General features: G+C 41.0%; 15 protein-coding genes. 2 read left to right on the forward strand and 13 right to left on the reverse strand.

Annotated features, from left to right (window positions below):
• Positions 1 to 933 precede the first annotated feature (933 nt).
• The 5 genes from EO112_RS06840 to EO112_RS06855 form a co-directional block, all read right to left on the reverse strand.
• Positions 934 to 2061: an efflux RND transporter periplasmic adaptor subunit gene (locus EO112_RS06840; RefSeq protein WP_164723963.1), complete on the reverse strand. Its 1128-nt coding sequence runs from the start codon at positions 2059 to 2061 to the stop codon at positions 934 to 936.
• A 331-nt stretch (positions 2062 to 2392) separates the two neighbouring features.
• The gene (locus tag EO112_RS08435) at positions 2393 to 2473 is read right to left on the reverse strand and encodes a putative holin-like toxin (protein ID WP_370106745.1); all 81 of its coding nucleotides are present in this window, start codon (positions 2471 to 2473) and stop codon (positions 2393 to 2395) included.
• 355 nt (positions 2474 to 2828) lie between these two features.
• Complete coding sequence (locus EO112_RS06845; RefSeq protein WP_164723964.1) at positions 2829 to 5720, reverse strand: AAA family ATPase; 2892 nt, start codon at positions 5718 to 5720, stop codon at positions 2829 to 2831.
• The gene (locus EO112_RS06850; RefSeq protein ID WP_127163597.1) at positions 5710 to 6954 is read right to left on the reverse strand and encodes a DNA repair exonuclease; all 1245 of its coding nucleotides are present in this window, start codon (positions 6952 to 6954) and stop codon (positions 5710 to 5712) included. The genes EO112_RS06845 and EO112_RS06850 overlap by 11 nt, the downstream gene beginning before the upstream one ends.
• A 1-nt stretch (position 6955) precedes the next feature.
• Positions 6956 to 8356, reverse strand: a complete 1401-nt coding sequence (locus tag EO112_RS06855; protein WP_126941127.1) for a PLP-dependent aminotransferase family protein — start codon at positions 8354 to 8356, stop codon at positions 6956 to 6958.
• A gap of 701 nt (positions 8357 to 9057) precedes the next feature.
• On the opposite strand from EO112_RS06855, the gene bioB reads away from it, so the two are divergent.
• Positions 9058 to 10074 carry a biotin synthase BioB gene (bioB, locus tag EO112_RS06860; RefSeq protein ID WP_127163599.1) on the forward strand — a complete coding sequence of 339 codons (1017 nt, stop codon included), beginning with the start codon at positions 9058 to 9060 and terminating at the stop codon, positions 10072 to 10074.
• A 284-nt stretch (positions 10075 to 10358) separates the two neighbouring features.
• Here the strand turns inward: bioB and EO112_RS06865 are convergent, their stop codons facing one another.
• From EO112_RS06865 to EO112_RS06875, 3 genes are read right to left on the reverse strand one after another with little or no spacing between them, the layout of a single operon-like run.
• Positions 10359 to 11675 carry a DUF445 domain-containing protein gene (locus EO112_RS06865; protein ID WP_127163602.1) on the reverse strand — a complete coding sequence of 439 codons (1317 nt, stop codon included), beginning with the start codon at positions 11673 to 11675 and terminating at the stop codon, positions 10359 to 10361.
• Positions 11672 to 12901, reverse strand: a complete 1230-nt coding sequence (locus EO112_RS06870; RefSeq protein WP_062401270.1) for a DUF445 family protein — start codon at positions 12899 to 12901, stop codon at positions 11672 to 11674. The genes EO112_RS06865 and EO112_RS06870 overlap by 4 nt, the downstream gene beginning before the upstream one ends.
• On the reverse strand, positions 12902 to 13732 hold the full coding sequence (locus tag EO112_RS06875) for an MBL fold metallo-hydrolase (RefSeq protein ID WP_062401272.1): 831 nt from the start codon (positions 13730 to 13732) through the stop codon (positions 12902 to 12904).
• 241 nt (positions 13733 to 13973) lie between these two features.
• Between EO112_RS06875 and EO112_RS08440 the strand changes: the two genes are divergently transcribed.
• On the forward strand, positions 13974 to 14054 hold the full coding sequence (locus EO112_RS08440) for a putative holin-like toxin (protein WP_370106747.1): 81 nt from the start codon (positions 13974 to 13976) through the stop codon (positions 14052 to 14054).
• 488 nt (positions 14055 to 14542) lie between these two features.
• Here EO112_RS08440 and pta read toward each other — a convergent pair whose 3' ends face one another.
• The 5 genes from pta to EO112_RS06900 all read right to left on the reverse strand — a co-directional run bounded on the left by pta (position 14543) and on the right by EO112_RS06900 (position 26143).
• Positions 14543 to 15541 (reverse strand): phosphate acetyltransferase, encoded by a 999-nt coding sequence (pta, locus tag EO112_RS06880; protein ID WP_062401348.1) that lies wholly within the window; start codon positions 15539 to 15541, stop codon positions 14543 to 14545.
• Positions 15542 to 15662: 121 nt separating this feature from the next.
• Positions 15663 to 16448 (reverse strand): HAD family hydrolase, encoded by a 786-nt coding sequence (locus tag EO112_RS06885; protein WP_062401346.1) that lies wholly within the window; start codon positions 16446 to 16448, stop codon positions 15663 to 15665.
• A 9-nt stretch (positions 16449 to 16457) separates the two neighbouring features.
• Entirely contained in the window at positions 16458 to 16712 is a 255-nt protein-coding gene (locus tag EO112_RS06890) for a DUF1653 domain-containing protein (protein ID WP_127163604.1), read from the reverse strand.
• A 299-nt stretch (positions 16713 to 17011) separates the two neighbouring features.
• Entirely contained in the window at positions 17012 to 17707 is a 696-nt protein-coding gene (locus EO112_RS06895) for a hypothetical protein (RefSeq protein WP_009353957.1), read from the reverse strand.
• Between the two features lie 267 nt (positions 17708 to 17974).
• The gene (locus tag EO112_RS06900) at positions 17975 to 26143 is read right to left on the reverse strand and encodes an ESPR-type extended signal peptide-containing protein (RefSeq protein ID WP_127163606.1); all 8169 of its coding nucleotides are present in this window, start codon (positions 26141 to 26143) and stop codon (positions 17975 to 17977) included.
• Positions 26144 to 26259 lie beyond the last annotated feature (116 nt).

Here is a 26259-nt window from a genome sequence, read left to right on the forward strand (position 1 = left end):
TATGTGAAACCCGCACTCTGGCTTATGTTTACTTCTTTCGAAGTAATTACCTTTTATTGTTCAGTTTTCAAAGATCAACTTTGTCTTCACAACACTACGTTGTGGCGACTAGATTATAATAACAGATTCACAAGTTCGTGTCAACAGTTATTTTTAATCTTTTTTCATTTTAGGTTCATCTAAGTATGAACCGCATGTTCTCTCGAACATGTTTAATAGTATATTCTATTTCCAAGCAAAAAGCAACCCCTAATTTTAAATTTTTATACTCATCCTCTATATGTATATAATAATTTAATGCTCCTAGTAGACAACAAAGTTATACCTATAGCATCTTAAAACTTTCATCAAATAATATCCTTATCTCTACACAAATAGAATGCCGTACTCTACCAATTTTTTATCTCTACTTAACCAACCCTATCATGTGTTGGACCTTTATAGCTATGTTATTGACTACATCATACAAATATATGCCCCCTATCAACCACTCATATACTTCCCATCTGAGGAACGCTGTTTTGAGTAGTAGCCTTGTGGTGTTATTATTGACTAAATCAAGCAAACACGAGAAGAGCACGGTGTGCCCCCGAACAAACATTATGAAATACCGTTTGAGAGGGGGTATACCGTGCTCTTCCCTTTATTATATTAAGTTAAAACCACCACAGGCTTCATAGCATCACAAGAGACGATTCATTATGAAATACCGTTTCTAAAGGAATGTACCGGCCTCTTCTCACACATCATCCCCGAAGAGAACGCAGTCATGCGTAGTAGCCTTTGGACGGTCTTTTATTAGCTAAGTAAACCAATCAGCATAGAAATGAGCAACATGTTCCTAAACAAACATTACGTAGTACCGTTTGTGAAGGAATGTGTTGCTCGTTTCCCTTTGCTATACATAACCGAGACCGTCCAGCCTACATAGCATCACAAGTGAACGCTTTCGCCCAGTTCGAAGTTCCCTTTACTTGTGACTACTCGATCTGTCGGATTTAACCCATCAAGTATGGTCACAGCACCATCCACTTCTAATCCAATCTCAATTGTCTTAATATCAATTGTATTTTCATCTGTTAACACATATACAAACTTACCATTCTCACCATCACGAATAACTTCTTTAGGCAAAGTAAGCGCCGGTGCTTCCACTTTCGTTTCAATCACCAATGTATAGAACTCTCCAATCGTCACTTGTCCAGATTGTACGTTAAAAGTTGCTTTCACCGTGATACTCGGCCCTGATTCGGTTCCCACAAATGTAATCTGTCCCGGCGCCTGTGTTCCATTTACATCTAAATAGACATCCACGCCACCAGTAATGCTGGGCTGCTTCAAAATAGATCCAAAGCTTTGTGGGACACTCAATGTGGCCACCACTGGAGAATCTTGTTGTATAAGAATAAGTGGCTTCCCTTCGATGGCAATCTTTCTATCTTCATTATAAATAGCTGCTACTCTACCTTCCATCGGTGAAAGCACTTGCGCTGCTGCTATTTGTGCTTGTATTTTAGCGATGGCTGCTTCAATACCCGAGGTATCCGCCCCAGATCCGCCTGAATAGGAAGGAACCGTTACCACTTGCGATTGCGCCCTCGCCGCAATCGTTTCAAACTCGCGATTCGTAATAATGCCAGCATCACGCATATATCGTGCCCTCTCCACATCCGCTGATGATACACTACCACCCACTACTGTAGTCGATGTACTCTGTTGTGGCACCCGACTCCGCGCCTCCTGCAACTGTCCTAATAGCGATTGCAACTGTTGTTGTAGTGACGTCGTGTCAATCATAGCCAACACTTGACCGGCTTTCACCATGTCACCTACTTTCACTGTGAAAGTAGACACTGGTCCCGACACCGTCGGTTCCACGCTAGCCTTATGCAATGCCGTAATGTTCGCTTCATGACTGATGCGCACCGGCATTTGACGTTCTACAGGGTTCATCACTTGCACCGTTTTAGGCAGCATCCATGCGAATACACCACCTGCAACGAGTAGTGCCGCCACCACTATTATATATATCCAATATTTACGTATCCAAAAATAGTTCATCATACACTCCTCTCATATAGAGAGTATTATACTACTCTCAATCAGTAATATCTAGCACACACTAGACTAGACCGTACTAGGTACTAAAAACACATTATATACCGATGGTATCTCCACATACAGATAATCAAGGCCTTAAGCCTTAAGGTAAACCGTTATCCATGGTAGCCTTGTAATACATCTATAAACCGTGCTATAATAAATGTAACAAAAGAAGAGCCATCAACGTGTGAAGGCGTTAGGCTCATCTGGAATACTATAAAATGATGACCTAACGTGTATAAGTAATGGGAATACTTATTAAATCGTTAGGTCTTTCACATATCAAAAATTACTTTTTTAAGTATGTGAGTAATGCTAATAATAAAATACCGAAACCAATTATCAAAGATAATGCTTCAAATACCGTCATATTACCCACCTCCTTTACCGAGTAAAGAAGATGAACCTAACATCACGTCAATGACTCTTCTAATTTTATATTATACTACAAAAATTTCTCGTATCGTGAACTTTTTGCTAAATAAATCTATAAGCCAACCTGTGCTATAATGAATCTAACAAAAAAGAGCCCCCAGAGGAACGCCGTCACGCGTAGTAGCCTTGTGGCGGGCCTTTCTACCTAAATCACACAAACACAAGAAGACCGTAACATACCCCTGAACAAACATAACCACTGTATAGTTTGAGAAGGGGTGTGTTACGGTCTTCTCTTTATCATATTTAGTTAACCCCACCACAGGCTACATAACGTTACAAGTGACGACTTATATAGCGTTAGAAGTGATGCCCATACCTATAAACTCAAGATTATATGTATGCGCATTTTCGCTAGCTAACTGGCTCGTCGTCTCATGGCAAGTAAATAAAAATACTTGTGTATGTTCACTAATTCTTTCTATTACCTGTAACGTCAACTTTTGCCGTTCTAAATCAAATCTAACTAACACATCATCTAACAGTAACGGTAAAGATTCTACTTTTTCAGCAAATGACTCCGCCAAACTAAGTCGCAATGCCAAATACACTTGATCTCCCAGTCCACTACTCCATTTACATAAAGGAATCTCTCGTCCCGTTGTATCTTTTACATATGCCCCTTTATGCGCATCATCCATATGCAGAGTATAGATACCACCTGTCATGGCTTTCACATAGGCAGACGCTCTCGCCAGCATCGCCGGTTGCCGATCTGTTTCGTATTCTTGTTGTGCTAGTTCCATGCCATGGTTGATGAATACATAAGTCATCCACTCTTCTAAAGCTTCTCGAAGCTCCGCTTCTAGTTGTTCTTTTTTCAACAATGCTTCGGACACTGCATGAGATGTGCTCAAGTGGCGCATAGATTCCTGCAAGGTCCCCCGCTCTTCATACAATGCCTGTAAGGATGATTCAATATTCGCTAATTCCGTTTCACTGCGGGAGTACTCTAATTCCCACTTCCCTTTATCATTGCCTTGTAAACGACGATACCACACATCCTTATGAAATTCTTTCGGTGCCAACAAATCCAATTGTCGCTGACTTTGCCGATAAATCGTCTCCCACTGCTTATATTGATCCTGTTCCAATAAGCGCTGACGATATTCTGCCGCACTCTTAGCACCACCTTTTTGAATCAACTCTTCTTGGGCTAAGAATAACTCTTTTTCTTTCTTGCTCCACGTAGCATATTCTTCACGATAGTTTTTACGCTGGCTTTCCTTTTGCTCCCACCGCACACGATTCTGCTTATGTAATTGCAATTGATGATAGACTACACGCAGCTCTACGATAGATGGCAATGTCTGCAACTGCAAGGAGCTCCACAATTTTCGACACCGATTCACAATCGCATCCAATTGTTCATGATGCAAGCCCACTTGCTTTTGGTAGCCCTCAAACTCACGTAATCGCTCATGATACGCTTGATATTCTTCTTTCATGCCATAGAATGCATCATCTCGGTTCGTCTGTTTAGCCGCCTTTGGCAACCAGGCTTCCCAGACATCCATGGCCTCAGTGCCTGCCGCTTCCAAGGTTTTACCTTCCGTCACCCACTGCGCTTTCATTACTTCGTAAGCCTTAAAATGGCTTACATCCTCTTCATAGCCTTTGATTTGTTCCGCTACTTCCTGTATATCTGAAAGTAAACTTTCATACTCCTCTTCCGTAGTTGGCATAGTTCGTTTAGCTATCTCTTCCAAACTTGAGAAGTCTTTAACAGATGTGTTCGCACCTACTGAATCTGTTTTTCTCGCCTTATATTTTTGAACTATTAGAGCCACGCCTAGCAATACCCCTAGGATGCCCGCTATAGCCTGTGTACCAAACACATCTGCATAAGTCATATGCCAAGCTAATAGGATTATACCTAACACTACTAATACTGTTCCACCTATATAGTAAGCTCGTCCCGATTTCACTATTACCTCAGGCTCAGCCTGTTGTCCTAATAGGTATGCATTCTTGAGAGCTTCTAGGGCAGTTTGTTTTTCTTCTAGCCCTCTCACTGCATCAGCTACCTGAAGGGCTCTATCATCCTGTGGAAACGGCTCTCGACGTTGCCATGCCTCATAGGCTTCACGAGCACTTCGTAATTGCCGTGCTGCTTGTTCCCCATCATGCCAATTCACATCTCTAGGAAACTCTTCTACATCACGCCAATACTTATGAGATTTTCCTATGATTGCCAGTTGCGCCTGTACTTTTTCTAGATAGAGATCTCCTTCACGGCATTCTTTTTCTAACTGTGTCCACTTAGATATCTCTTGGTACAAACTTTCAATTTCTTGCTCATACATTCCAAGCCTATCTTCGGGATCAAAGTTATCTGGTACTAGCCCTTCCTCTTTACCACGCCACACACGCATATACTCTTGGCAGCGACGAATTTCTTCATCTAACGCTAAAAACGTTTCTCGTTCTAAAGGCTCATTCACATGGAATTGATGCATATGTTGTTTTGCTTCTTCTGCCCGTTTATACGTATCCCAAGCACGCAAAACACGTTCCACTTCTTGTAGATACTCCTTGCGCTCTTGCCGTTGCTCTTGCAATGCAGTTTCTTTCTGCTCTAGCTCTACTAAAGAAGCTTGCCATGTATAATACTCCTGTTCTCCTTGCTGAAGTTTACGGATTTCCTGTTCTGACTCTTGCAAACGGTCCAACAAAGCATTAATGGTTCGCTTACCAGTAGGTGATGCTACTAATAACTGACTGGCTAATTCATCTACATCTTTCACAAGTGTACCCAGAGATTCTCCGCCCTCAGCACCAAAAAACCGAGTTCTCACGTTTACTTCCTGTATGATGTCTACCCCTTGTAGATCATCTAAGGTAATAGCAAAAATGCGATCGTATGTCTTTTTATCTAGTCCTTGCCACCATAATTCTGCTGGCTCTACGGTATAGCGCTCTCCTCCTACCTCGTAAAAGTCTAGTTCTTTTCCTTTACGCCCAATATGGTATGTGTGACCTCCTCGCTCCACTAGAATATATCCATCTACAGGCTCTTCTTTCCTCTTTGTTCCCAGTAAAATACCACGAAAGGCTTGGAGCAATGTAGTTTTTCCGCTCCCGTTCGGTCCATATAACACATGTAATCCTGTATCATGGGGCTGAAATCTCCACTTAGTATAGGGGCCATATTGTTCTATATATATCTCTTTAATCTTCATGATCATTCCCCTGTAATAAACGGACTCCATCACGTCTCGCCTTTTCATAGGCAGATTGCAACATAGCCTCTGTCACTAGTCGACTATGCGTTCCTAATCGCTTCCATTCTGGGCGAGCTTTTACAATCATTTCTAGTGCTTCTATCCCCGTATGCATGGAATCGATAGCTTTCACATAATCCCTAATCATCCCCGGTGCTATACTTGGATGACTAATACTACCTAATTCACAATCGATACCGATAATATACACTCCATATTTACCTGTCTCTTCAGCATGAGATTCCTCTATCCAAGTAGCTCGAACCTTGCTATCTCGTGCCATCTCTGATAAAGGTCCTGCTCCTATTAAGCGAATCGATAACAAAATAGATATATTAGATTTCCGTAACATCTCTTTTTTGTGACGCAACATTTCTAACATCTCCAATACAGATTTTACTTGTCCTAAATCAATAGTCTCTTCAGCAAAACGGATGGCATTCGTCTCATAAAATTGCGTTTCTACAGTACCACGACTAGATACATCCACTACATAGCAACCTTTCGGCCCGCTTTCACCACGATGCAATCCTTGTGTATTTCCTGCATACACAATATATGGATGATCGCTAATAATTTGACGCTTATGAACATGCCCAAAGGCCCAATATTGAATAGGAATGCTACGCAAGGATTCCAGTGTACAAGGTCCTGTCTGATCATGCCCTTCATGGATGCCTACTGTACCATGCACCAGGGCAATGGAAAAAGGATCGCTCCGCAATGGATGGATAGTAGAGGCCATATCTTCATATTGTGTACTATGGTCAATACTCCGTCCATACAGACCCGCTACCTCTTGTCCTCGCACTAGAAGCGGAAACCGTTCCACCCATTCAGATGAAAAGATATGCACATTCTTTGGCAACGGCATATGTCGCTTCCAACTATCAGCAGGGTCATGATTACCTTGTACTACATAAACAGCAATCTGTTCCTTATCCAAACTTTCACATCCACGTACAAAATGCATCTCTGCTTCTAAAGGATGGTCTACTCCATCATATACATCACCTGTAACCAGAACTGCTGCTACACGCTGACGAATAGCTAGATTTACAATATTCTGAAAGGATGTATAGGTAGCACGTACCATGGCTGCATCTAAGGATCTGCCAAATGATTTTAAATAGCGAAAAGGCGCCCCTAAATGGAGATCCCCACATTGTATAAATCTAAATGGTATACCCATATTATAACCCTTTCCATGCCTTTGCTAATATCTGTACTGCCCGTTCTAATTCACAGGTAGGAATACCGCTAAAAGACAATAAAACCTCCACCATATCGGTGTCCACTGTATCTAACACCTTAACATCACAAGCCGATGCTAAGGCTCGTAATGCCAACTGTTCTCCATCCACATACCTGAGTCGCACCCCTGCATAGACTCCTCCTTCAGGAGCAACCACTTCATAAGTATCACCCAAATAGCGTCGCAATAAACTAGTAAAATACTTACTTTTTTCTAAATAGTGTTTTCGAAGCCGACGAATTTGTTTATTCCATTCCCCTGCATTCATATACATAGCCCATGCCAACTGTTCTAGGACACTAGCACTTTGCCCGTAATCTTTACGATGACTATGAAAGTCTTTATACAAAGTGATTGGCAATACAAGATAGCTTAATCGAATAGAAGGTGGTAATACCTTCGATGGTGTGCCCATGTAAATCACGCAATCATTTCTATCCATTCCTTGTAAGGATAATACAGGCTTCCCATAATAACGAAGTTCACTATCATAGTCATCCTCGATAATATATGCCTCTTTATGCTGAGCCCATCGCAACAATTCCATTCGTTCTTGTATCGTCATGATGCGTCCCATACTATCTCCATGAGATGGCATACAATAGACCACATCTATCTGCGCTTTTTGAAGAGTATGGATTCGCCCCGGAGAACGCATATCTAGTTCTAGCACAGAAAATCCATAGTCCTTCCAAACTGCTTTCGCAAAACTAGGACTTTGACGATCCAAAGCCACCTTAGATTTTCCTTGACGTTGCAATAAAGAGACGATCATTTGCAAAGAATTAAGAGTACCACTAGTCACAAGAATACGATCTGCTGTAGCTCTTACACCTCGTGCCTGTTGCAAATATTGATTCAACGCACCCCGCAGTTCTGGTTCCCCTTCTAATTGACCATAGGTCATAAGACGTTTCGTATCTCGTAAGGCATATCCAATAAAACGCTTCCATCGCTTAAAATCAAATCCTTCTGGATCCATGTCTCCGGTAGCAAAATTGTAGAGAATCGGAGATTTCACTGGTGAAAGACTTCCTTCACAGGACATATTCCATGTAGGATAATTCTGCATCATAGTATCACAATCGCCACCTAGAGGCTGCACAATCTCCAATACCTCATAAGGGGCCTTGTTATGAGCTTGAATATATCCTTCCGTAGCCAGTTGTAGATAGGCTTGTTCCACCGTAATCTTACTGACCCCTAACTGTGCCGCCATAGATCGTATAGAAGGAAGCCGTTCCCCTGGACGGTATAAGCCCTGCTCAATATGTACTTTTACAGCCTCATATACCTGCTCGTACATGGGAATCCCTGCATTTGCATCTAGGACAATCATCTAGGCCCTCCAGAATAACAAACCTTACGCCCTTACATGTATATATCTATCTTTAACTCTCAGTTCTTGGGCGGTTCCTTTTATTACTCCATTATCCCCAAAAATTAAGCTATTATTTCTAAAATATATTCTTACTCTCTATTATAAAAGTAAACACGAAAAATGACTACACCAAAAATTACAACGATTTTTCTCCATATATTCACGTAAAGTCTAGTGATATTTGCATTTAGCAATAAACAATGCTATACTTAGCATATAAACAAGAAGAGCTAATAACGTGTGCTGGCGTTAGGCTCATCTCAAAAGAATGCAAAATGAAATATGCCTAACGTGCTAAGGTGTGTGAGACCTTATCCGTTAGGCTTTTTCATTGTCTATTTTACTAGATCAATGAACTGAATTGCTAAACTAACAATAGAAATCATCAAGGAGATTTTTTCATATTTAGTCATAGCAACCACCTCCTCCCTTACGAGGAAGAGATGAGCCTAACAACACGTCATTAACTCTTCTACGAACCCATTATACCACAAATTCTACATATGGAATAAAATTCTATAAGCGCAGAATACCTGCATAGCAAAATAATCTCCGCTCTCTGTTAACGCTTATACTATTGACGCAAGTTAACAATAATTATATAATGTAGTCATTATGATGTAGTCATTAAAATCAAACAACTATTACGAGGTGTAATTATGGAAACTGTATCCAAATCTATTTCCTATGAAACAATCATAGCCTACGCGCAAAAAGTATTAGATGGTGGCGAGATCACTCGTGAAGAGGCAGAGCAGCTGATTCACACATCTGACGAAGACACTATGATTCTTTTAGCTATGGCTGATAAAATCCGTCAAAAGTTCAATGACGATACAGTAGACCTATGTGCCATCGTGAACGCCCGTTCCGGTAAATGCCCAGAAAACTGTAAATTCTGTGCTCAATCCGCCCATCATGACACTGGTGTTACTGTGTATCCTTTCATGGAAGAGGATGAAATCGTTAACGTTGCTAAAAAAGCGAAAGAAGCTGGCGCTATCCGCTTCTCCATCGTTACAAGTGGCCGTAACACAAACAACCCAAAAGAGTTCGAGCAAATCTTGAGTGCTCTCACTCGTATTCGTAAAGAAACTGGGTTAGAGATTTGTTGCTCCCTTGGTTTATTGACCTACGAGCAAGCCGTTCAATTAAAAGAAATTGGTGTGACACGTTATCACTCCAACATCGAAACAGCACCAAGCCATTTCCCAGACATTTGTACAACACACTCTTATGAAGATAAAATGTTCACTATCTCCAATGCACAAAAGGCAGGCATTCGTGTTTGCTCCGGCGGTATCTTGGGATTGAATGAAACCAAAGAGCAACGTGTTGAAATGGCATTCGAGTTAAAACGATTAGGGGTAGACTCCGTTCCTTTGAACATTCTTAACCCTATCAAGAACACACCATTCGAAAACAATAAACCAATTCCTCCATTGGAAATTCTTCGAACCTTTGCTGTGTTCCGCTTCGTATTGCCAAAGGCTTTGATTCGTACGGCTGGCGGTCGTGAAGTGAACCTTCGTGACTTACAATCTTACGCATTAAAAGGTGGTTTGAACGGTATTATGGTGGGTGGTTACCTAACAACAGCTGGTCGCTCTCCATTAGATGATCTACAAATGATCAAAGACTTGGAGCTCAACCTTAACACCGTGCAAGAAGCATAATCCTATCACTGTAACAACGAAACTTTTCATTACCTATATGTCTCAATTAGAGAGCTGCAACCATATAGAACTTTCAAATGAGAACAGGGGACCCGATTCCATCGAATCTGGGTCCCCTGTTTTTTTAATATATATTCGATTTGCTAAACAATGCGCATCACAGAACGTGTATCCTATATACTATTAATCCAATCAGAAAACAGCCATATACATTCTATTCCAATCGAAATACATCCACACTATAGAACTGCACTCCGCTTACACTATAAAATATTTTCTAGAAATTATAGTATTCCTAGTCCATGCAACACTGGCTCATACACATAATACAAGAACAACCAGGTCCCCAATCCTGCTACGCCGCCTACGAGGGCACCGTTAATGCGGATCCAAGCAAGGTCTTCTTCCACCTTACTTTCAATAAAATGGATGAACCGTTCTGTACTTAAGCTTTGTAGTACTTCACGGATGATGATACCGATAAACCCATGGCTCTTCGAAGCAATGTGCAGCATAATATGAGTTAAGGCTTCTTCTAACCGTTCCACCATGCCCGGCTCTTCACAGTAATGATTCCACAACTCTTGAAAACTCGATTCCAACGCAATGGCCATTGGCGATGTCCCATCCGCAGATACCATGCCTTCACGAATCCGTGGGCATACATACTCTTCTAACATGAGCTCCCAATCTTGCACATCGATCCACTGTTGAATAGCATCGTCCAAGGTCTTTGTGATGCTTCGGTTCGACGCCATATGTTGCAAAGGTCCTACCCATTGATGCAACCACACGAGGCGTTCCGTACTGTTCGGCTGTTTCCAGCGCTCCAACATTTGATGCACTTCTTCGATGATGGCCCGTGCCATTTCTTGGACGTTCACGATGTTCAATCCTTCTGAAAGTCCAATGAGCATGGCAGACACTACATCTTTCTTGCGCTTTTCGATTTCTTCCTTAATAACCGCTTCTAGCCATTGCTGTGCTTTCGGTGTATACAAAGCCCTCTGCAAATAATCGATACCTCGAATGACCACACTTTCATAGCGATTGTGCTCACACACATGCAGTAAAGTCTGTTGCATAGGACCGATAAAAGACTGATTATGCAAAAATTTCCGCAACCGCTGTGCTCCCCATTGGGCCCACTCCCGATCACTACGTCGCTCCCACAACTCCGACAACACAGTAGCAATCCCTTGGCGCACCGTATTCCGTCCTACATCACTGCGAATATATTGGTCTATAAACGGTACAAACTGTACCCGTTCAATAGCCCTTTTACATTGATCATAGGTGAGAAGTTTCGTATTCACCATGCGGATAATCCCCTCAATAAGGCGATTCTTATTCCGTGGAATCAGTTCCGTATGAAAGGACACACCCAAAGGTTTTCGAAATAAAGCAGTCACCGCAAACCAGTCCGCTACGCTACCGATGAGGGCAGATTGGACAAACCAATACAAACCATCATACCAAGGAGCTGTGATATACCACTGTCCCCACCACACCAAGCCAAACAAAACCGCCATGGTGAGCAGCAAGCGATTCGCATAGGTTGTATAGGGCGTTCTTGGTATTTCTATAACACGAGGGCTCATACAATCCCTCCTTTTAGCAAGGTCAATCCGTAGAAGAGACCGCCTAAAATAGCACCTACCAAGGACCCATTAATGCGTATCATCTGTAAATCATAGCCCAATTTAGATTGTAATATGCGAGTAATTTCCTCTGGTGTGAATCGATTCATCTCGCGCACGACAATCTGTTCAATCCAAGGGCGTACGTAATTTAAGACATGCAACAATTGGAATAGAATAAATCGCTCTGCCTTACGACCTTTCACAGCATTCGTTTCCAAGCGCTCAAAGAAATGGTACAATTCCGTTTCTCCTTGCTCCACATAGCGTGCCAAGTCCAACGTATCTTCCAACACATAGCCATCTTCGATGAACTCCCGGAACCAAGCATTTTTTTTATCTTCTAATTTCCGTTGCCACTGTCCATTCTGTGCAAGTTCATCCACTGCCCATCGAGCCTTCGTGTATACCGCAGATCCCAAGGGCGACTGCAAAGATTCTTGGCTCATCAAATAGGCGCAGCCTTTCACCTGTATCATGTGTGTAATGTATTCCGGTGAAAGTGACTCCCCACCTAATGCTAACGCCAATTCTCGCAAAAATGAATGGTCTGCATAGCGATTCATCACAGAGGATACTAGCCCTAATAAGTAGGGGCGAATCCCTTCCGCCGCTAGCAATCGTTGAAGCATACGGTTGATGTGCATCCATAGCACCTCTGCTCGTTCTGGTTCTAACAGCTGACGACACAAACTAACCACAAAAGGTGTCACTCGCCAAGATTCCACACCATTCTTGATATGCCCTAGCAATTGTTCTTGCAGTAAATTTTCTTTCACATGGGGCAACACATGGTCTTTCAGTTCCTCAAAACACACATGAACATATCCCCGACCAGTGGCACTATTCATAAATGACACAATCCGCCCTGGTACACGTTCCTGTTTTAGTACCTCGTACATATGAGATACCCGAAGGAGTTCGTCCACCATCATATGCCGTGCCATTTCCACGAACCGTTCCTTATTCCTAGGGATGAGCGCCGTTTTGAAAGGAATCCCCAAGGGTTTCGTAAACAGTGCTGTCACCGCATACCAATCAGCTAAGCCACCAATCATGGCGGCCCCTGAAATATGCGTGATGAGACCCCAGAAAGGATCTCTATGCAAAGGATAGGATACTAAGAATATGACACTCATCAGTACTAGTAACGCCGTTGCTCCATGACGTTGTAACCACACTGTCATTTAGTTCACATCCTCTATTACATCACCCGGTTGTTCCGGAATCCAGCAACGTTGGTTTGGGTATGTGTGGCGGAATGTGTCCGAGGGCACCCAAATAGATCCATTGGCATGCATAGGAATAAATAGTTTCGTGTTCATTATACCTAACACTTCTAAGGCTCCCCACTCGCGAGCTACTTCTAACCGAGCATCTACAGGGAACATCATAATATCCACAGACAAACCTGTTAGAGGTGCGAATTCTTTCTCCTTTAACGCTTTTGCCTCTGCAATATTCTCAGGCGTATCTCCAGACCAATGCCACCAGTTTAAATCTCCTGCGTGAAAGATGCGATGCGTACCTGTATCCACCAAGAATGAACCGCCCTCATCAGTGGAACCAAACATGGTGACAGTCAGATTGTCCGATTCTAATGTGTCGCCTACTTTCATGGAGTGCAAAGAAAACACTTGTTGTACCAACTCTTCTGTCAGATGTTCCTCTGTCATATTTTGGCCTTGATTAGAACACCCTTGTTTGATTCTTTCTAACACCAAACTAGCTTTCTCAGCATCTTGCTTAGCCTCTGCTGTCTCCTGCAATTCCTTGAAAATATCTCGCAAAGCTGGCACATCTTCATGGTACCAAACACTGTGTATATATGGTAAATATTTGAAAATTGATTTCACGTAATGGTCATGATGGATATGGGATACAAAAACATGTAACTCGTAGCCTTGTGCTACTAATGTATCTATCACTCCGGCTGGATCTTTCCAGTAATCAAATACATAGGCCCGTCTGCCATCTTCAATGACAAAACCGCTATGTTCTAAATAGGTAACTTTCATATTAACTCCTAATTGATAATTTTATTGATTACCTTCATTATAACATATTTTCCTTTTCACATATATAAAAAGGCAATCTGTCACGCCCAATCAACCTACAAAAGATTAGAAAACGGATTGCCCTTTTATTAGTAATTACTTTATTTTTCACATTACGAATATTATTATGATATACTATAGCCATGAGAGTCTCTAACGTGAGTTAGGTTCATCTTTCTTCTTAGTAAGGGAGGTGAGTAATATGACCGTATTCGAAGCAATTTCTATCATGATTTTATTCGTTATGTTCGTATTAGCATTACTCACTTATTTGAAGAAATAATCTTTAAATATGTGAAAAGCCTAACGCTATAATAAGTATTCCTACTACTTATGCACGTTAGGCCCATTCTATATCCCAGATGAGCCTAACGCTACCACCACGTTATTGGCTCTCTTTTTATATTCCCATTATATCACATATCAGGTAACACTAAAAGCACAAATTAGAAAAACCCTCCCAAGGTATGCACCTCAGGAGGGTTTTCTTGTGAAAGTCTATGACCTTTCATTGTGGGGAATAGAATTGCTTCTATTATTTAATACCCATGTGAGCCATAAGCATTTTAGGACTTCTTTCTCTGAGGAACGCCCTTAGGTGTAGTAGCCTTGTGGCGTTTTTACTGACCGAATCACATAAACGCAAGAAGAGCACGACATGTTCCGGAGCAAACCTACCGTAGGATCAGTTTGCGGAGGAATGTGTCGTGCTCTTCCCTTTATATTATTCAGTTAAAACGCCACAGGCTACATAACGTAACAAGAGACGACTTATTTTGCTTCCACTGCAGCAATCGCACAAAGGTCAACGATATCGCTTACGGAGCAACCACGGCTAAGGTCATGGATTGGTTTTGCTAAACCTTGAATAATTGGTCCGATAGCAGTAGCGCCAGCAAAACGTTGTACTAATTTATAACCAATGTTAGCAGCTTGTAAGTCAGGGAAAATTAAGATGTTAGCTTTACCAGCTACTTGAGATCCTGGAGCTTTACGTTCTGCTACAGATGGAACGATGGACGCATCTAGTTGCAATTCCCCATCAAATGCGAAGTCTACATTACGGCCTTTCAAGTCTTCTACAGCTGCTACCACTTTATCAACTTCTGGAGAAGAAGCAGATCCTTTTGTGGAGAAAGACAAGAAGGATACGCGAGGTTCTTTCATGCCTGCTACAGAACGAGCTTTACCAACACTGGACTCAGCGATATCAGCCAATTGTTCAGATGTTGGGTTAGGAATAACGCCGCAATCGGAGAAGATCAACAAACCGTCATCGCCGTATTCTTTTTTATCAGTGATCACAAGCATAGAGCTGGATACAGTTTTCAAACCAGCTTGTGTACCTACCACTTGGATAGCTGCACGAAGTACGTTTGCTGTAGGGCTAGCAGAACCTGCTACCATGCCGTCAGCCAAACCTAAACGCACTAACATAGCACCGAAGAATAACGCATCGCCAGTCATAGTAGCATGTGCTTTTTCAGGTGTCATGCCTTTTTTCGCGCGCAATTCTACAAATGTATCTACCATTTTGTTTAATTCGCCGAATGTAGCTGGGTTGATGATTTCAGCACCTTCCAAAGATACACCAGCTGCTGTAGCTGCCGCTTGAATTTTATCTTCTGCACCAACCAATACAGGTACACAGAAACCTTCTTTCAAAATCGCAGCCGCTGCTTCGATGACACGGCTATCTTCGAATTCTGGCAATACAATTTTTTTACCCAAGCCTTTTGCTTGCTCTTTTAAACTTTGAATTAAATCCATGGTATGTCCTCCTTTTAAGACCCATTTCGATATATCTACGCTTTATTATACTATAACTAATTTTGATGTTCAAACCGCTTCATATAGTTATGATGAAAGTATACTATCTACTTCATTCATACTAAAACTGCTTCGGTATGAAACCAAAATGTTGCAATGCTTTATAAATTCCATCATCATAGCAAGATGCAGTCACATAGTCAGCTTTTTCTTTCAGAGCATCACGGCCATTACCCATGGCAATGTTCAGCCAGTCTGGTCGGAACATGGATAGGTCGTTATAGCCATCACCGAAGACGATGACATCTTGATAAGATGCGCCAAAGCCATCGATCATTTTCCGGATGCCATAAGCCTTATCCATAGGTTCAAACAAAATGCATCCTTCTCCATAGCGAATTAAATCCTTCGTCATGTGTACAATACCACGTCGCTGTTCCTCTTCTTCTGTGATGAACGCATAGACCTTGTAAAAATGCTCGATATCCTCAGGCACCAAGTCTGATACGACTTCATTTTGCATCATATCCCACTTAGGATTCCATGCTAGGACGCTTTCATAAGGAGTAATACGGACAAATTCATTCTTGTGGGTCACCCCCCAAGGCACATTGTGGCTTGTTAAATACTTAAGGTACTGCACGCAGCGATCCCGGTCCATGCCCTGCATCCATTGCACTTCATAATTTTCTGTAATGCTATAGCCCCCATCAGCCACAAAATTCGGAGTCTTTGCCATCTTGGCAAAGCGCATAGCATCTGCCTGTAAACGGCCCGTAGCAAGCGCCACGTGATGCCCTTTATCCTGCAAATACTCCAAGGAGTATTGAGCACTTTCAGGAATCGTTCCATCAGGCCACACTGCTAGTGTATTATCAATATCAAAGAAAAAATATTTCCTATTCACAGAACCTCCTTACCGCAACTGCTGTTCTACATCCCAACCATTGACCAACTGAAAGCGATCTTTCTGATCCACATCAGGATATTTTTCATGGTCCACTTCACTAGCAAACATCACAAGGGGACGTACAAACGTTTTGCGCTCACCATACAACTGTTGGTACACCACATGAGGTTCATCTGTTTCAGAATGAATAGCAATATCAATCACATAATATAACATGCCTTTAAAATGACGATATAAACCGCCTACTACAATTTCTTGCATAGGTATCCTTTCTTATACTTATATAACGTATACAACAGTATATAGTATAGTGTTATAACACATCATCTTTCTTACAACGAAAGTACTTTCAATATTCCAAGTATTCTATATCATACATATAGTATACACTATTCCTCTAACGATTTATATAGCTTTCCTTAGTACTATAGCAGGTAGTTTTTATAGTGAATACCCTAGGATAACACATGCATCCAATATAAAAATAGAGAATGATTGCCTTCTGGCAAATCATTCTCTATCACTTCAAATAGGATACTACAATCCTATGAATCTCTCAATTATTTTAAAACATGAGATAATTGTTTATTTGTTTCTTTTACTGTTTGTTTTGCAGTGTACCAAACAAGTTCGTTAATGTAGTAACGAAGTTCTTCGTTATTTACAGTCTCTGCATTGTTGCTTGCTGCAGCAAGAATTGCTTTTGCAATATCTTCGCCACGAACAGTTTCACCTTGTTGATCCAATACTGCTTTTACATTGGATAATGCATCTTGACGCACACTGCGTAACACATTCCAACCATAGCTATTGCTGTAACCATTTACAGCTTCTGTAGCCTTTTCATTATGTTTATTAAGGAATGTTTCATAATTACCAGAATGTTCGTATTTGTTATCACCATTCCAGTTATGAGCACGTTTGAAGAATTCCACACGGTTAGTTAAGTTGCGATCTAATACAGTAAGGAAGTCTTGGTTTACATCATGTTTAATAAAACGATCTTGACGATCTGTCAAACGTTCACCAGCTACTTGGCGTTTTACCAAGCCTTGACGAACTTCATGAGCACGTTCCAATACTTTACCCAAATCTTCTACAGCTACTACTGTTTCTTGCATTGGTGCTACTAATTCATAGCCAACAGCTACGCCTGTTACGTTTGCTAGATTCTTTTGGCTATACAATTCATCGCTCATAGCAAAGCTAGAGCCTACTGTTACTAATAACGCTGCTGTTAAAATTGCTTTTTTCAATGTTATTCTCCCATTTCAAACATTACATAATATGATTCTAGTTTAGTATAAGTGTAAGTCAGTAGTACATATTATACACCATATCAATATCTTTTGTATACTATAATTTTCGATATACACTAATATTTTATCAATAAATTGCTTAATTATACAAAATCGATAAAGAGCTGCAATACAACATGTCATTACATATCCATTGCAGCCCTTTTATCTTAGTTCACAGATTTCTACTTCATTCTTCTAAGAAATATACCTCTGTAAGAAAGATTAACCTTTCTTAACATATTGAAGCACTTCCGCTAATTGTGCTTTTAAGTTATTAATTTCATCTTTTTGCACTTGGTTTTGTGCTTCTAAAGCTGATACTTTATCTTGTAAAGTATAGGAAGAACTGATAGGGCCTTGACGGAATGTGTCTTTTACAGCCGTTTCGTCAGCACGAGCACCGAATTTCCAGCTCACACCTGCGTTCGCCATTAATTCATCACCACGGCTACCGATGGATGCGCCTGCATGGAATAAGGTAGACTCATTTTTGTAATGTGCAATACCTAATGCTAAGGCAGCTTCACCTTTATATGCACCCACGCCAGCCATGATTGTTGTAGGTTCCAATGGATCATATTGTAAATGACGTAAGCCAGCCATTGCTGCCGCTTGTGCACCCAGACGGTTCACACGATTATTTACATTCATCACCATGTTGGATACACCTTTCAACTGAGATACGTTAACCGCATCTGTATCAAGAACACCTGGTGCCACATTCGCCATCACTTGACCACCTGCAGAGATGCCAGATTTCATCACTGGTTCTCCAGTTTTTGGATCTACCATTGGTTTTCCTGTCTTAGGATCTACTGCGATAGTCGGAGAGCCGAAGGATACTACTTTCGTAGGGTCTACCACTTCTCTACCATCTTTATCAAGGACAGGGTTGCCATTCGCATCTCTTACTTTAGCCGTTTCAGGTGTTACCACCAATCCATCTGGAGTAAATGCAGTAGATTGTGCTGGTTTCACAGGCTCAGCTTTTGCATCTGCTTTTGGTTTACCATTTTCTAAGTTATCAGCTTTATAGTATTTGCCGTCCACTAATACTAATGGGTTACCGTTTTCATCCTTAGGTGTTGGCGTATTGAAAGTCAATCCTGTACCAGTCAATCTAGATGTAGGACCATCTTGTACTTGTTTACTATCGATTGGGTTAATCGGTGTTGCTTCTGTCGCCGGTTTACCATTGTGTACCACATTACCTGCCGCATCTTTTGTAGTGCCTGCTGGATATGGTTTGTTATCGATAATCACAGTACCTTCAGGATATACTTTACCTTCTTTTACCACAGCCTTTTCAGGATAGTATTTACCGTCCACAACTTTCAATGGGTTGCCAGCTTTGTCAGTTTTACTTTCAAAGTTAGCGCTGTTCAATTTCTCTAAATCTTTTGCTAATTGAATAGATAATTTACCTTTGTCATGGAATACACCAATATTGCCTGTTGTTGTAGCAGCTTTCGCTACTGGTTTACCAGTATCTTCACGGTTACCACCTGTAAATTCCATAGTAGAATTCAACGGTTTACTGATAGTTTCCCCATCATCACCTACGAAACGAAGACCGTCATTCATAGTCGCTACATTGTAAGATGTACCCTTACCATCAGTGTATTGGATACGATCCATCGTTGGTGCATTTGGAATCGGAGTTTTACCTGCTTTTGGTGTTACTACAGTTTTTCCATCTTTTACTTCTACGGTAACATCTGCCGGCGCATACCAGTTACCATCATTAGCACGAACTGCATCTTTTGGTGTATTTTCCAAGTCAGCAGGTGCTTTTGCTGTAGAAATATCTACTTGAGAAGCATCTTTACCATCTTTTCCAACATCTTTCAATGTTAAAGTACCTTTGCCATCTTTTGCTGTCGCAGATACGCCATCGTTACCTTTAGCGTCTTTCACAGTCATAGCACCATCTTTACCATCTGCTAACTGATCTTTTGGAGTTGCTGTTAATGGTTGTGCTTCTGGAGCTGGTTTACCATCTTTAAGAACCGTTTTTGTTTTAGGGTCTTTTGCAGAACCTGCTGGATATGGTTTGCCATCGATCATCACTGTACCTGCTGGATATACTTTTCCATCATTTACTAATGCATTTTCTGGATAGTATTCACCATTAACTGGTTTCAATGGGTTACCAGCTTTATCTTTTACAGGACCACCAGTTGTTACACTGTCGATATGAAGCTCACGGTTTACATCTACTTTTACATACGTAGTTGTTACTGTAGCACCATCTTTATCTTCCGCTGCATCCACTGCCATAGATACTGTTGTATTCGCACCATTCACATATTTTACGTTATCCTTAGGGTTAACTCTTTCATATGTTTTAGCCTCTTCACTGAAAGCTTTATCTGTAGAGCCAATACCAATATTCCACCCAGATTTTTGAATAGCTGTAGCTACAGAGTTACCTGTTACATAAGCATTGCCATCATTTTCCACTGTATCGGAAGGTGTTACTGGAATCTCTTCGTTTGTAGCTTTACCTGTTTTAGGATCTTTCGTATAGATTTTACCATCTTCACCACGTACACCATGAGTTACTTTACCATCTTTATCAGTAATAAGAACATCATTTGTGACACGACCTTCTTTTAAAGCTACAGTAATTTCACGAGTACCATCAGCTAATGTTTTACCAGTTACTTGTACACCATTATCACCTTTGAACTCTACTTTATTGGCATTACGCATTTGCTCTGTATAACCATTATCTTTAGCAGATACTACAAATCCCATGTTTTGTAAGTCGCCTACAGTAGCTGCGTTGTTAGGGTTAGAGTTTTCAAAGTTAATCAATCCTGCTTTATCAGCATTTTCTGGTTTCGCCACTGGGACTTGTTCCTTTGCATTAGGCTTAGGTTCACCATTTTCTAGATCACTAGCTTTGTACCAGTTACCATCATTACCTTTTTCAAGAATATCACCAGCTTTATTTTTAGTGGACAACGGGTTAGCTACTGGAGCTGGTGCTTTTCCATTGTTTTCTTCTGCTGTTTTTGGTGCTCCATTAGGTTTTACATCTGCTGCATTATACCATTTACCATCATTCGCTAATTTGACATCATCAGCAGGTTTGAATGTTTCTGCACCATTCGCTACATTACCCAATTGTGTTGGAGTCGTAGTTTGGTTATTTGGAGCTGCTTCAGAGTTAGCAACATTAGGGTTAACCATATTAGATTTCAATGGATCTTTTGCTGTATCAATTGGTTTAATTACATTTCCATCTTTATCTACCAAATCACCATCATTATTTGTACCTACAGCTGGATTACCTTTTTCACTTACTGGTTGACCTTTTTCATTCACTGGATAGTATTTATCACCAATTTTAGATACTGGTTTACCAGCTTTATCTGTGAACGTCACAGGCAATCCTGTTACATTGTATGTAACATTGCTTGTTGTACCATCTGTATTAGTTGTTACAACTGCTGTTGTATTCGCACCATCTACAAAGTTTACAGTGTCGAATGGTTTCACGAAATCTTTCGCTGTACCATTATTTTGTAAATTCCAACCTGCATTTAATACATCAGATACTGTAGCTGCATTGTTACCAGCAAAGTTAGGGTTAGGTTTTCCATCTTTTGTTGGTTTCAATAAGTCAGCTGCTTCCGTTGCTGTCAATGGAGCTTTGTTGATATTGTTTACATCTCCTGCAGTTCCTTTTTCTGTACCATCAGGGTTTGTAACTTTTTTATCAGCATCATTCACTGCTGGGATATTGTTTTTCACATTATTCAATGTTGTTGGAGTGGTTGTGCCTTCAGGACCATTTAGAGATGTAATCACATCACCTGCTGGTACTGTTTCATCTCCTTTACCTTTTCCATCTGGAGTTGTATGGTAAGTTACATTGCCATTTTCATCTTTTACTGGATATACTTTTTTACCATCTTTATTGGTGTAGTTCACAGGTGTTTGTGCATTATTCGTAGATACTTGGTCATCCACTTTTACAGTGATAGTACGTACACCGTTCTCATCAGTTTTACCAGTAACACTCGCTGTACCTTCACCTACGAATTTCACTTCGTTAGCATTACGTACTTGATCAGAGTACTTATTACCTTCTGCAGATACAATCCAACCTAAGTTTTGTAAATCACCTACAGTAGCTGCATTATTAGGGTTAGACTTGCTGAAGTCAATCAAACCTGCTTTACCAACATTATCTGGTTTGGCTACTGGTTGTACATTCTCTTTCGGTTGACCATTAGGCTCCACTTGGTCCGCTGGATACCATTTACCATCATTAGCCATCTTTTTGCCATCTACTGGCTCAAATGTGTTAGCACCATTCGCTACATTACCCAATTGAGTTGGACTTGTCGTTTGGTTATTTGTTTTCTCTGTTGTATTAGCAACGTTAGGGTTCACCAAATTGGATTGTAATGGATTTGCTTTTGTATCGATTGGCTCGATAACAGTTCCATCTTCTGCAACTGGTTTACCTTCTGCATTAGTTTTTACAGCTGGTTTACCATCTGGAGTAATAGGTTGACCTTTTTCATTCACTGGATAGTATTTATCGCCAATTTTAGATACTGGTTTACCATCTTTATCTGTGAACGTCACAGGCAATCCTGTTACATTGTATGTTACATCACTTGTTGTGCCATCTGCAGATGTAGTTACTACAGCTGTTGTATTCGCACCATTTACGAAGTTTACAGTGTCATATGGTTTTACAAAATCACGAGCTTCGCCATTATTTTGTAAATTCCAACCTGCATTTAATACATCACCTACAGTAGCCGCATTATTAGGATTTACATAGTTAGGAGCTGCTACATCTGTTGTATTAACAGGAGCATGTTCAGTACTTGGCGCTTTTGTATCTTTTTTAGCACCATCCAAGTTACCTGCTACATTAGATAATGTAGTTGGTGCCTTAGTACCTTCTGGACCATTGATAGATGCAATCACATTCTCTTTAAGGATCTCAGTACCTTTTCCATTTGGCTCAGAATAATATTTAACTTCTTTGGTTCCATCTGGTTTTGTTACCGTCTTAGGATATACTTTCGTACCATCTGCAGTTGTATAACTTACAGGTTGCTCAGGCATTTCTTGAGCCTCAGCTTTCACAGTAATAGTACGAACACCATTTTCTGTTTTACCAGATACAGTAACTCCACCTTCTCCTACGAATTTTACTTCGTCAGCATTTTTTACTTGGTCTGTGTAGGCTTTTGTTAATTCACCTGTTGTTTTGTCAGAAGATACAACCCAACCCATATTACGTAAATCACCTACAGTAGCTGCTGTAGTATCAGGAACTGGAGTACCTGTAGCTGGTTTACTTAAATCTACAAGACCTGCTTTTGGTGTTCCTGTTGGGTAATTTGTCAAACCAGATGTAACATTTTTAATTGTTTTGCCACCATTATCTAAGCCATCTTTTGTTAAAGATACTGGCTTTGCTGGCGCATCTTTTGGAGTGATTGTCATACCATTGCCATCAATCACAGTGGTGTCACCAGCCGCATTTTTGAAACCAGCACTCGTTAAACCTGTCAATTCAGGTTTTAGGGAATAGATAAAGTTTTTACCAGCTTGTTTAATAGCAAGATTGTCACCAGCTTTGAAAGTAACTACATCGCCAGCTTTAATTTTTTCTTCTGATTTACCAGTTTCTGTACCAGAACCATCGTTTCCAGCAGTTGCTTTCCAAGCAGCATTATTCACAGCATTTACCACTGTATCTACAGTAGCTAATTTATTTCCATCTCCTGTCTTAGGAGCTGCTTTTCCGTCATCACCAGTATTAATAGTACCAGTATTAGCTTTTAGTTTGCCATCTGTTGTTTTGCCAATTGTATCACCATCTGTATTCACAGAAATACCATTTGCATCTGATGTAATAGATCCATCTGCAGCTTTAACATCAAATTTTACATTCGCACCTTTAGCTGTAGTTACAGTAGTACCATTTTTTACTTCTTCTTGTTTCGTAACAGTCACAGTAGTACCATTACCATTCACAAAGTTTACTTGGTCTTCTGTACCAATACCAGCCACTTTAGTTTTAGAATCACCAGCAATGTTCCAACCTGTAGCTAATTTTTTAGAAACAGAGTTTAACTGAGAACCATTGATAGCGTCTGTAGAATCATCTGCTACACGACCAGCTGCTACGTTTTTCAATTGACGTTCTGCCCCAGAACTACCAAAGGATACTACGTCACCTTCAGATGTGTTAGTACCACCAGCCCAGTTGAATGTATACGCCTTATTTGGTGAGTTATCGTCAACAACATTGCCATCTTTATCGTAGCTTACACTTAATTGACGTGTACCTACTAAATCAGTAGTAGAACCAGTACCAATAGCCACCGCATTTTGACGATTAGCACGAGCGCCTACACCTAAGGCTACAGATCCAATTGAGTCAGCACGAGAGCCAGCACCAATAGCTGTACCTAAATCACCTCTAGATAATGCATGTACACCTAGGGATGTGGAGGCGTGACCATTTTTATATTTATTATCCGCGAAGTTAAGCGCATTCGTTTCCATATCACGGCCAGTTAGCTCTTTATAGGCTGCCGCTACGGTGTCATTAGTTTTAGTTGTACCCGCAAATGTGTATTCTCGGTTTACATTTTTACCATTGATTTTTTCAGTGACTGTTTTTTTAGTTACTGTGTTATTACTTTTTTCAAAGCTTGTACTTTGAGCCGCTGCAGAGGCAATATTCGCACCACCGATCATGATGGAGGAATCACCTTGTGCATTCGTAGCACGACCCATAGCAATAGCGCCATCTTTACCGCTTGCTTTCGCTTGGTAACCTAAGGCAATATCACCATATTCCGCCCAAGATGCTGTACCACCTGCTAACGCATAGGCACCATTCGCTACGGAACCCATACCGATAGCTACTGCAGCTTCCGCATTTGGTTGTACAGTAGAACCAGCACCGATAGCTGTAGCGCCGAAAGCACCCATACGAACTACAGAGTTAGTACCGATAGCTGTACCCAAAGCCGTAGTGGAATGGGCTTCCATACCAATAACTACGGAACCAGATTGACCATACGTGGATCGATACCCAGTTGGCATATCACGACCTACAAGGTTTTTGTATTGTCCCGCTACTGTTCTTGTACTTTCCGTATAGGCTAAATTATAGTCATCAATAGTATTTACATTCGTTCTGTTCACCGCATCGTTTGTTACCACCTGGTATTTATTACCACGCAATTGATCTGTATCATTACCACCTAAGGCAACAACACCGTCACCAGCAACCACTTGTCCACCGATAGCGATAGATTGGTCACCAATGGCACGAGCCTCCGCACCTATGGCAGTCGCTTCATTGATAGCACTTTTACGATAGAAACTTAAACCGTTTGCTATATCAGTGCTTTTTCCACTATCCCCCGTTTTATCAAGTCCATTATGTGCAAATCCAGCTTGTAAAAAGGCTTTGGTTTTATCCATCTCAACCTTTTGAGCTGCATCTTTAATATCTTGAAGCCCATAGCCTGCTTTTACCAATACATTTTCATTACTATCGGCATTTGTATTATTGTCAACTAGTTTATTATTAGCTTTACTATCCACACGAATACCTGAACCGGCTTGGAAACCAAGAGCTGTAGCCGCGTTCATACGATACGTCCCATTTTCACCAAATGCTGTGTAGGCACCACGACCAACCACTGTGTTAGGACGGTCCGGTTTACCAGATCCTTCACTGAATGCATCACGACCAATAACAACGGTACCTTCCGCATCATTTGTAGTTTTAGCATTTTTACCGATAACAATACTAGTGTGACCTTTTGCATTAGTCTCAGTACCAATCGCAATTGTATCTTGACCACTACTAATTGCTGCTTTACCTATAGCGATAGCACGTGCCTGATTCGCAATTGCCGCTTCACCAAGGGCCATAGCATTGTCTGCAGTAGCCTCTGCTTTTCTACCTAAAGCAACAGCTTTATTTTTTGAGGCTTTACTTTCTACACCTAAAGCCATCGTACTATCAGCAGTAGCTTGAGACATAGAACCCACTGCGACCGATAAGTTCCCTTCAGCTTTAGCACCCTTACCTAATGCTGCTCCCTCAGTTCCTGTTGCTTTGGATTGCTTACCAAGTGCAACAGCTCCATCTTGAGATGCATTTGAATCAGGTCCTAAAGCAACCGCATTAGCATGACCTTGCCCAACTGCATTTCCTGCCGGGGCTGCATCTGCCATCATAGGGCTTACCGCCATCGCCATGGCAGCTGTAGTCATCACAATCGCTTTTGCTTTATTACGACCTACACGCTTTGCCAATTCAGATACTACTACATAGCATCCCTTAGTTTTGTTCCAAACTACTTTATAAATCCGATTTAATCCCATATAAATCTCCTTTACAACATTACTTATAAACTAAGTCCTATACATCGACTACATTGAATAACTTATATTCTTCTCACCCAGTATTCTTCTACTATCAAAATAAACCTTTAGTTTCC

The organism is Veillonella sp. VA141 (assembly GCF_003992175.1).
In the GTDB taxonomy this organism is placed as follows: domain Bacteria; phylum Bacillota; class Negativicutes; order Veillonellales; family Veillonellaceae; genus F0422.

What these genes read in the sequence shown, in the direction of transcription:
- EO112_RS06840 (WP_164723963.1), bottom strand. Translation starts at nt 2,061, where the DNA reads ATGAACTATTTTTGGATACGTAAATATTGGATATATATAATAGTGGTG.
- EO112_RS08435 (WP_370106745.1), bottom strand. Translation starts at nt 2,473, where the DNA reads ATGACGGTATTTGAAGCATTATCTTTGATAATTGGTTTCGGTATTTTA.
- EO112_RS06845 (WP_164723964.1), bottom strand. Translation starts at nt 5,720, where the DNA reads ATGAAGATTAAAGAGATATATATAGAACAATATGGCCCCTATACTAAG.
- EO112_RS06850 (WP_127163597.1), bottom strand. Translation starts at nt 6,954, where the DNA reads ATGGGTATACCATTTAGATTTATACAATGTGGGGATCTCCATTTAGGG.
- EO112_RS06855 (WP_126941127.1), bottom strand. Translation starts at nt 8,356, where the DNA reads ATGATTGTCCTAGATGCAAATGCAGGGATTCCCATGTACGAGCAGGTA.
- bioB (WP_127163599.1), top strand. Translation starts at nt 9,058, where the DNA reads ATGGAAACTGTATCCAAATCTATTTCCTATGAAACAATCATAGCCTAC.
- EO112_RS06865 (WP_127163602.1), bottom strand. Translation starts at nt 11,675, where the DNA reads ATGAGCCCTCGTGTTATAGAAATACCAAGAACGCCCTATACAACCTAT.
- EO112_RS06870 (WP_062401270.1), bottom strand. Translation starts at nt 12,901, where the DNA reads ATGACAGTGTGGTTACAACGTCATGGAGCAACGGCGTTACTAGTACTG.
- EO112_RS06875 (WP_062401272.1), bottom strand. Translation starts at nt 13,732, where the DNA reads ATGAAAGTTACCTATTTAGAACATAGCGGTTTTGTCATTGAAGATGGC.
- EO112_RS08440 (WP_370106747.1), top strand. Translation starts at nt 13,974, where the DNA reads ATGACCGTATTCGAAGCAATTTCTATCATGATTTTATTCGTTATGTTC.
- pta (WP_062401348.1), bottom strand. Translation starts at nt 15,541, where the DNA reads ATGGATTTAATTCAAAGTTTAAAAGAGCAAGCAAAAGGCTTGGGTAAA.
- EO112_RS06890 (WP_127163604.1), bottom strand. Translation starts at nt 16,712, where the DNA reads ATGCAAGAAATTGTAGTAGGCGGTTTATATCGTCATTTTAAAGGCATG.
- EO112_RS06900 (WP_127163606.1), bottom strand. Translation starts at nt 26,143, where the DNA reads ATGGGATTAAATCGGATTTATAAAGTAGTTTGGAACAAAACTAAGGGA.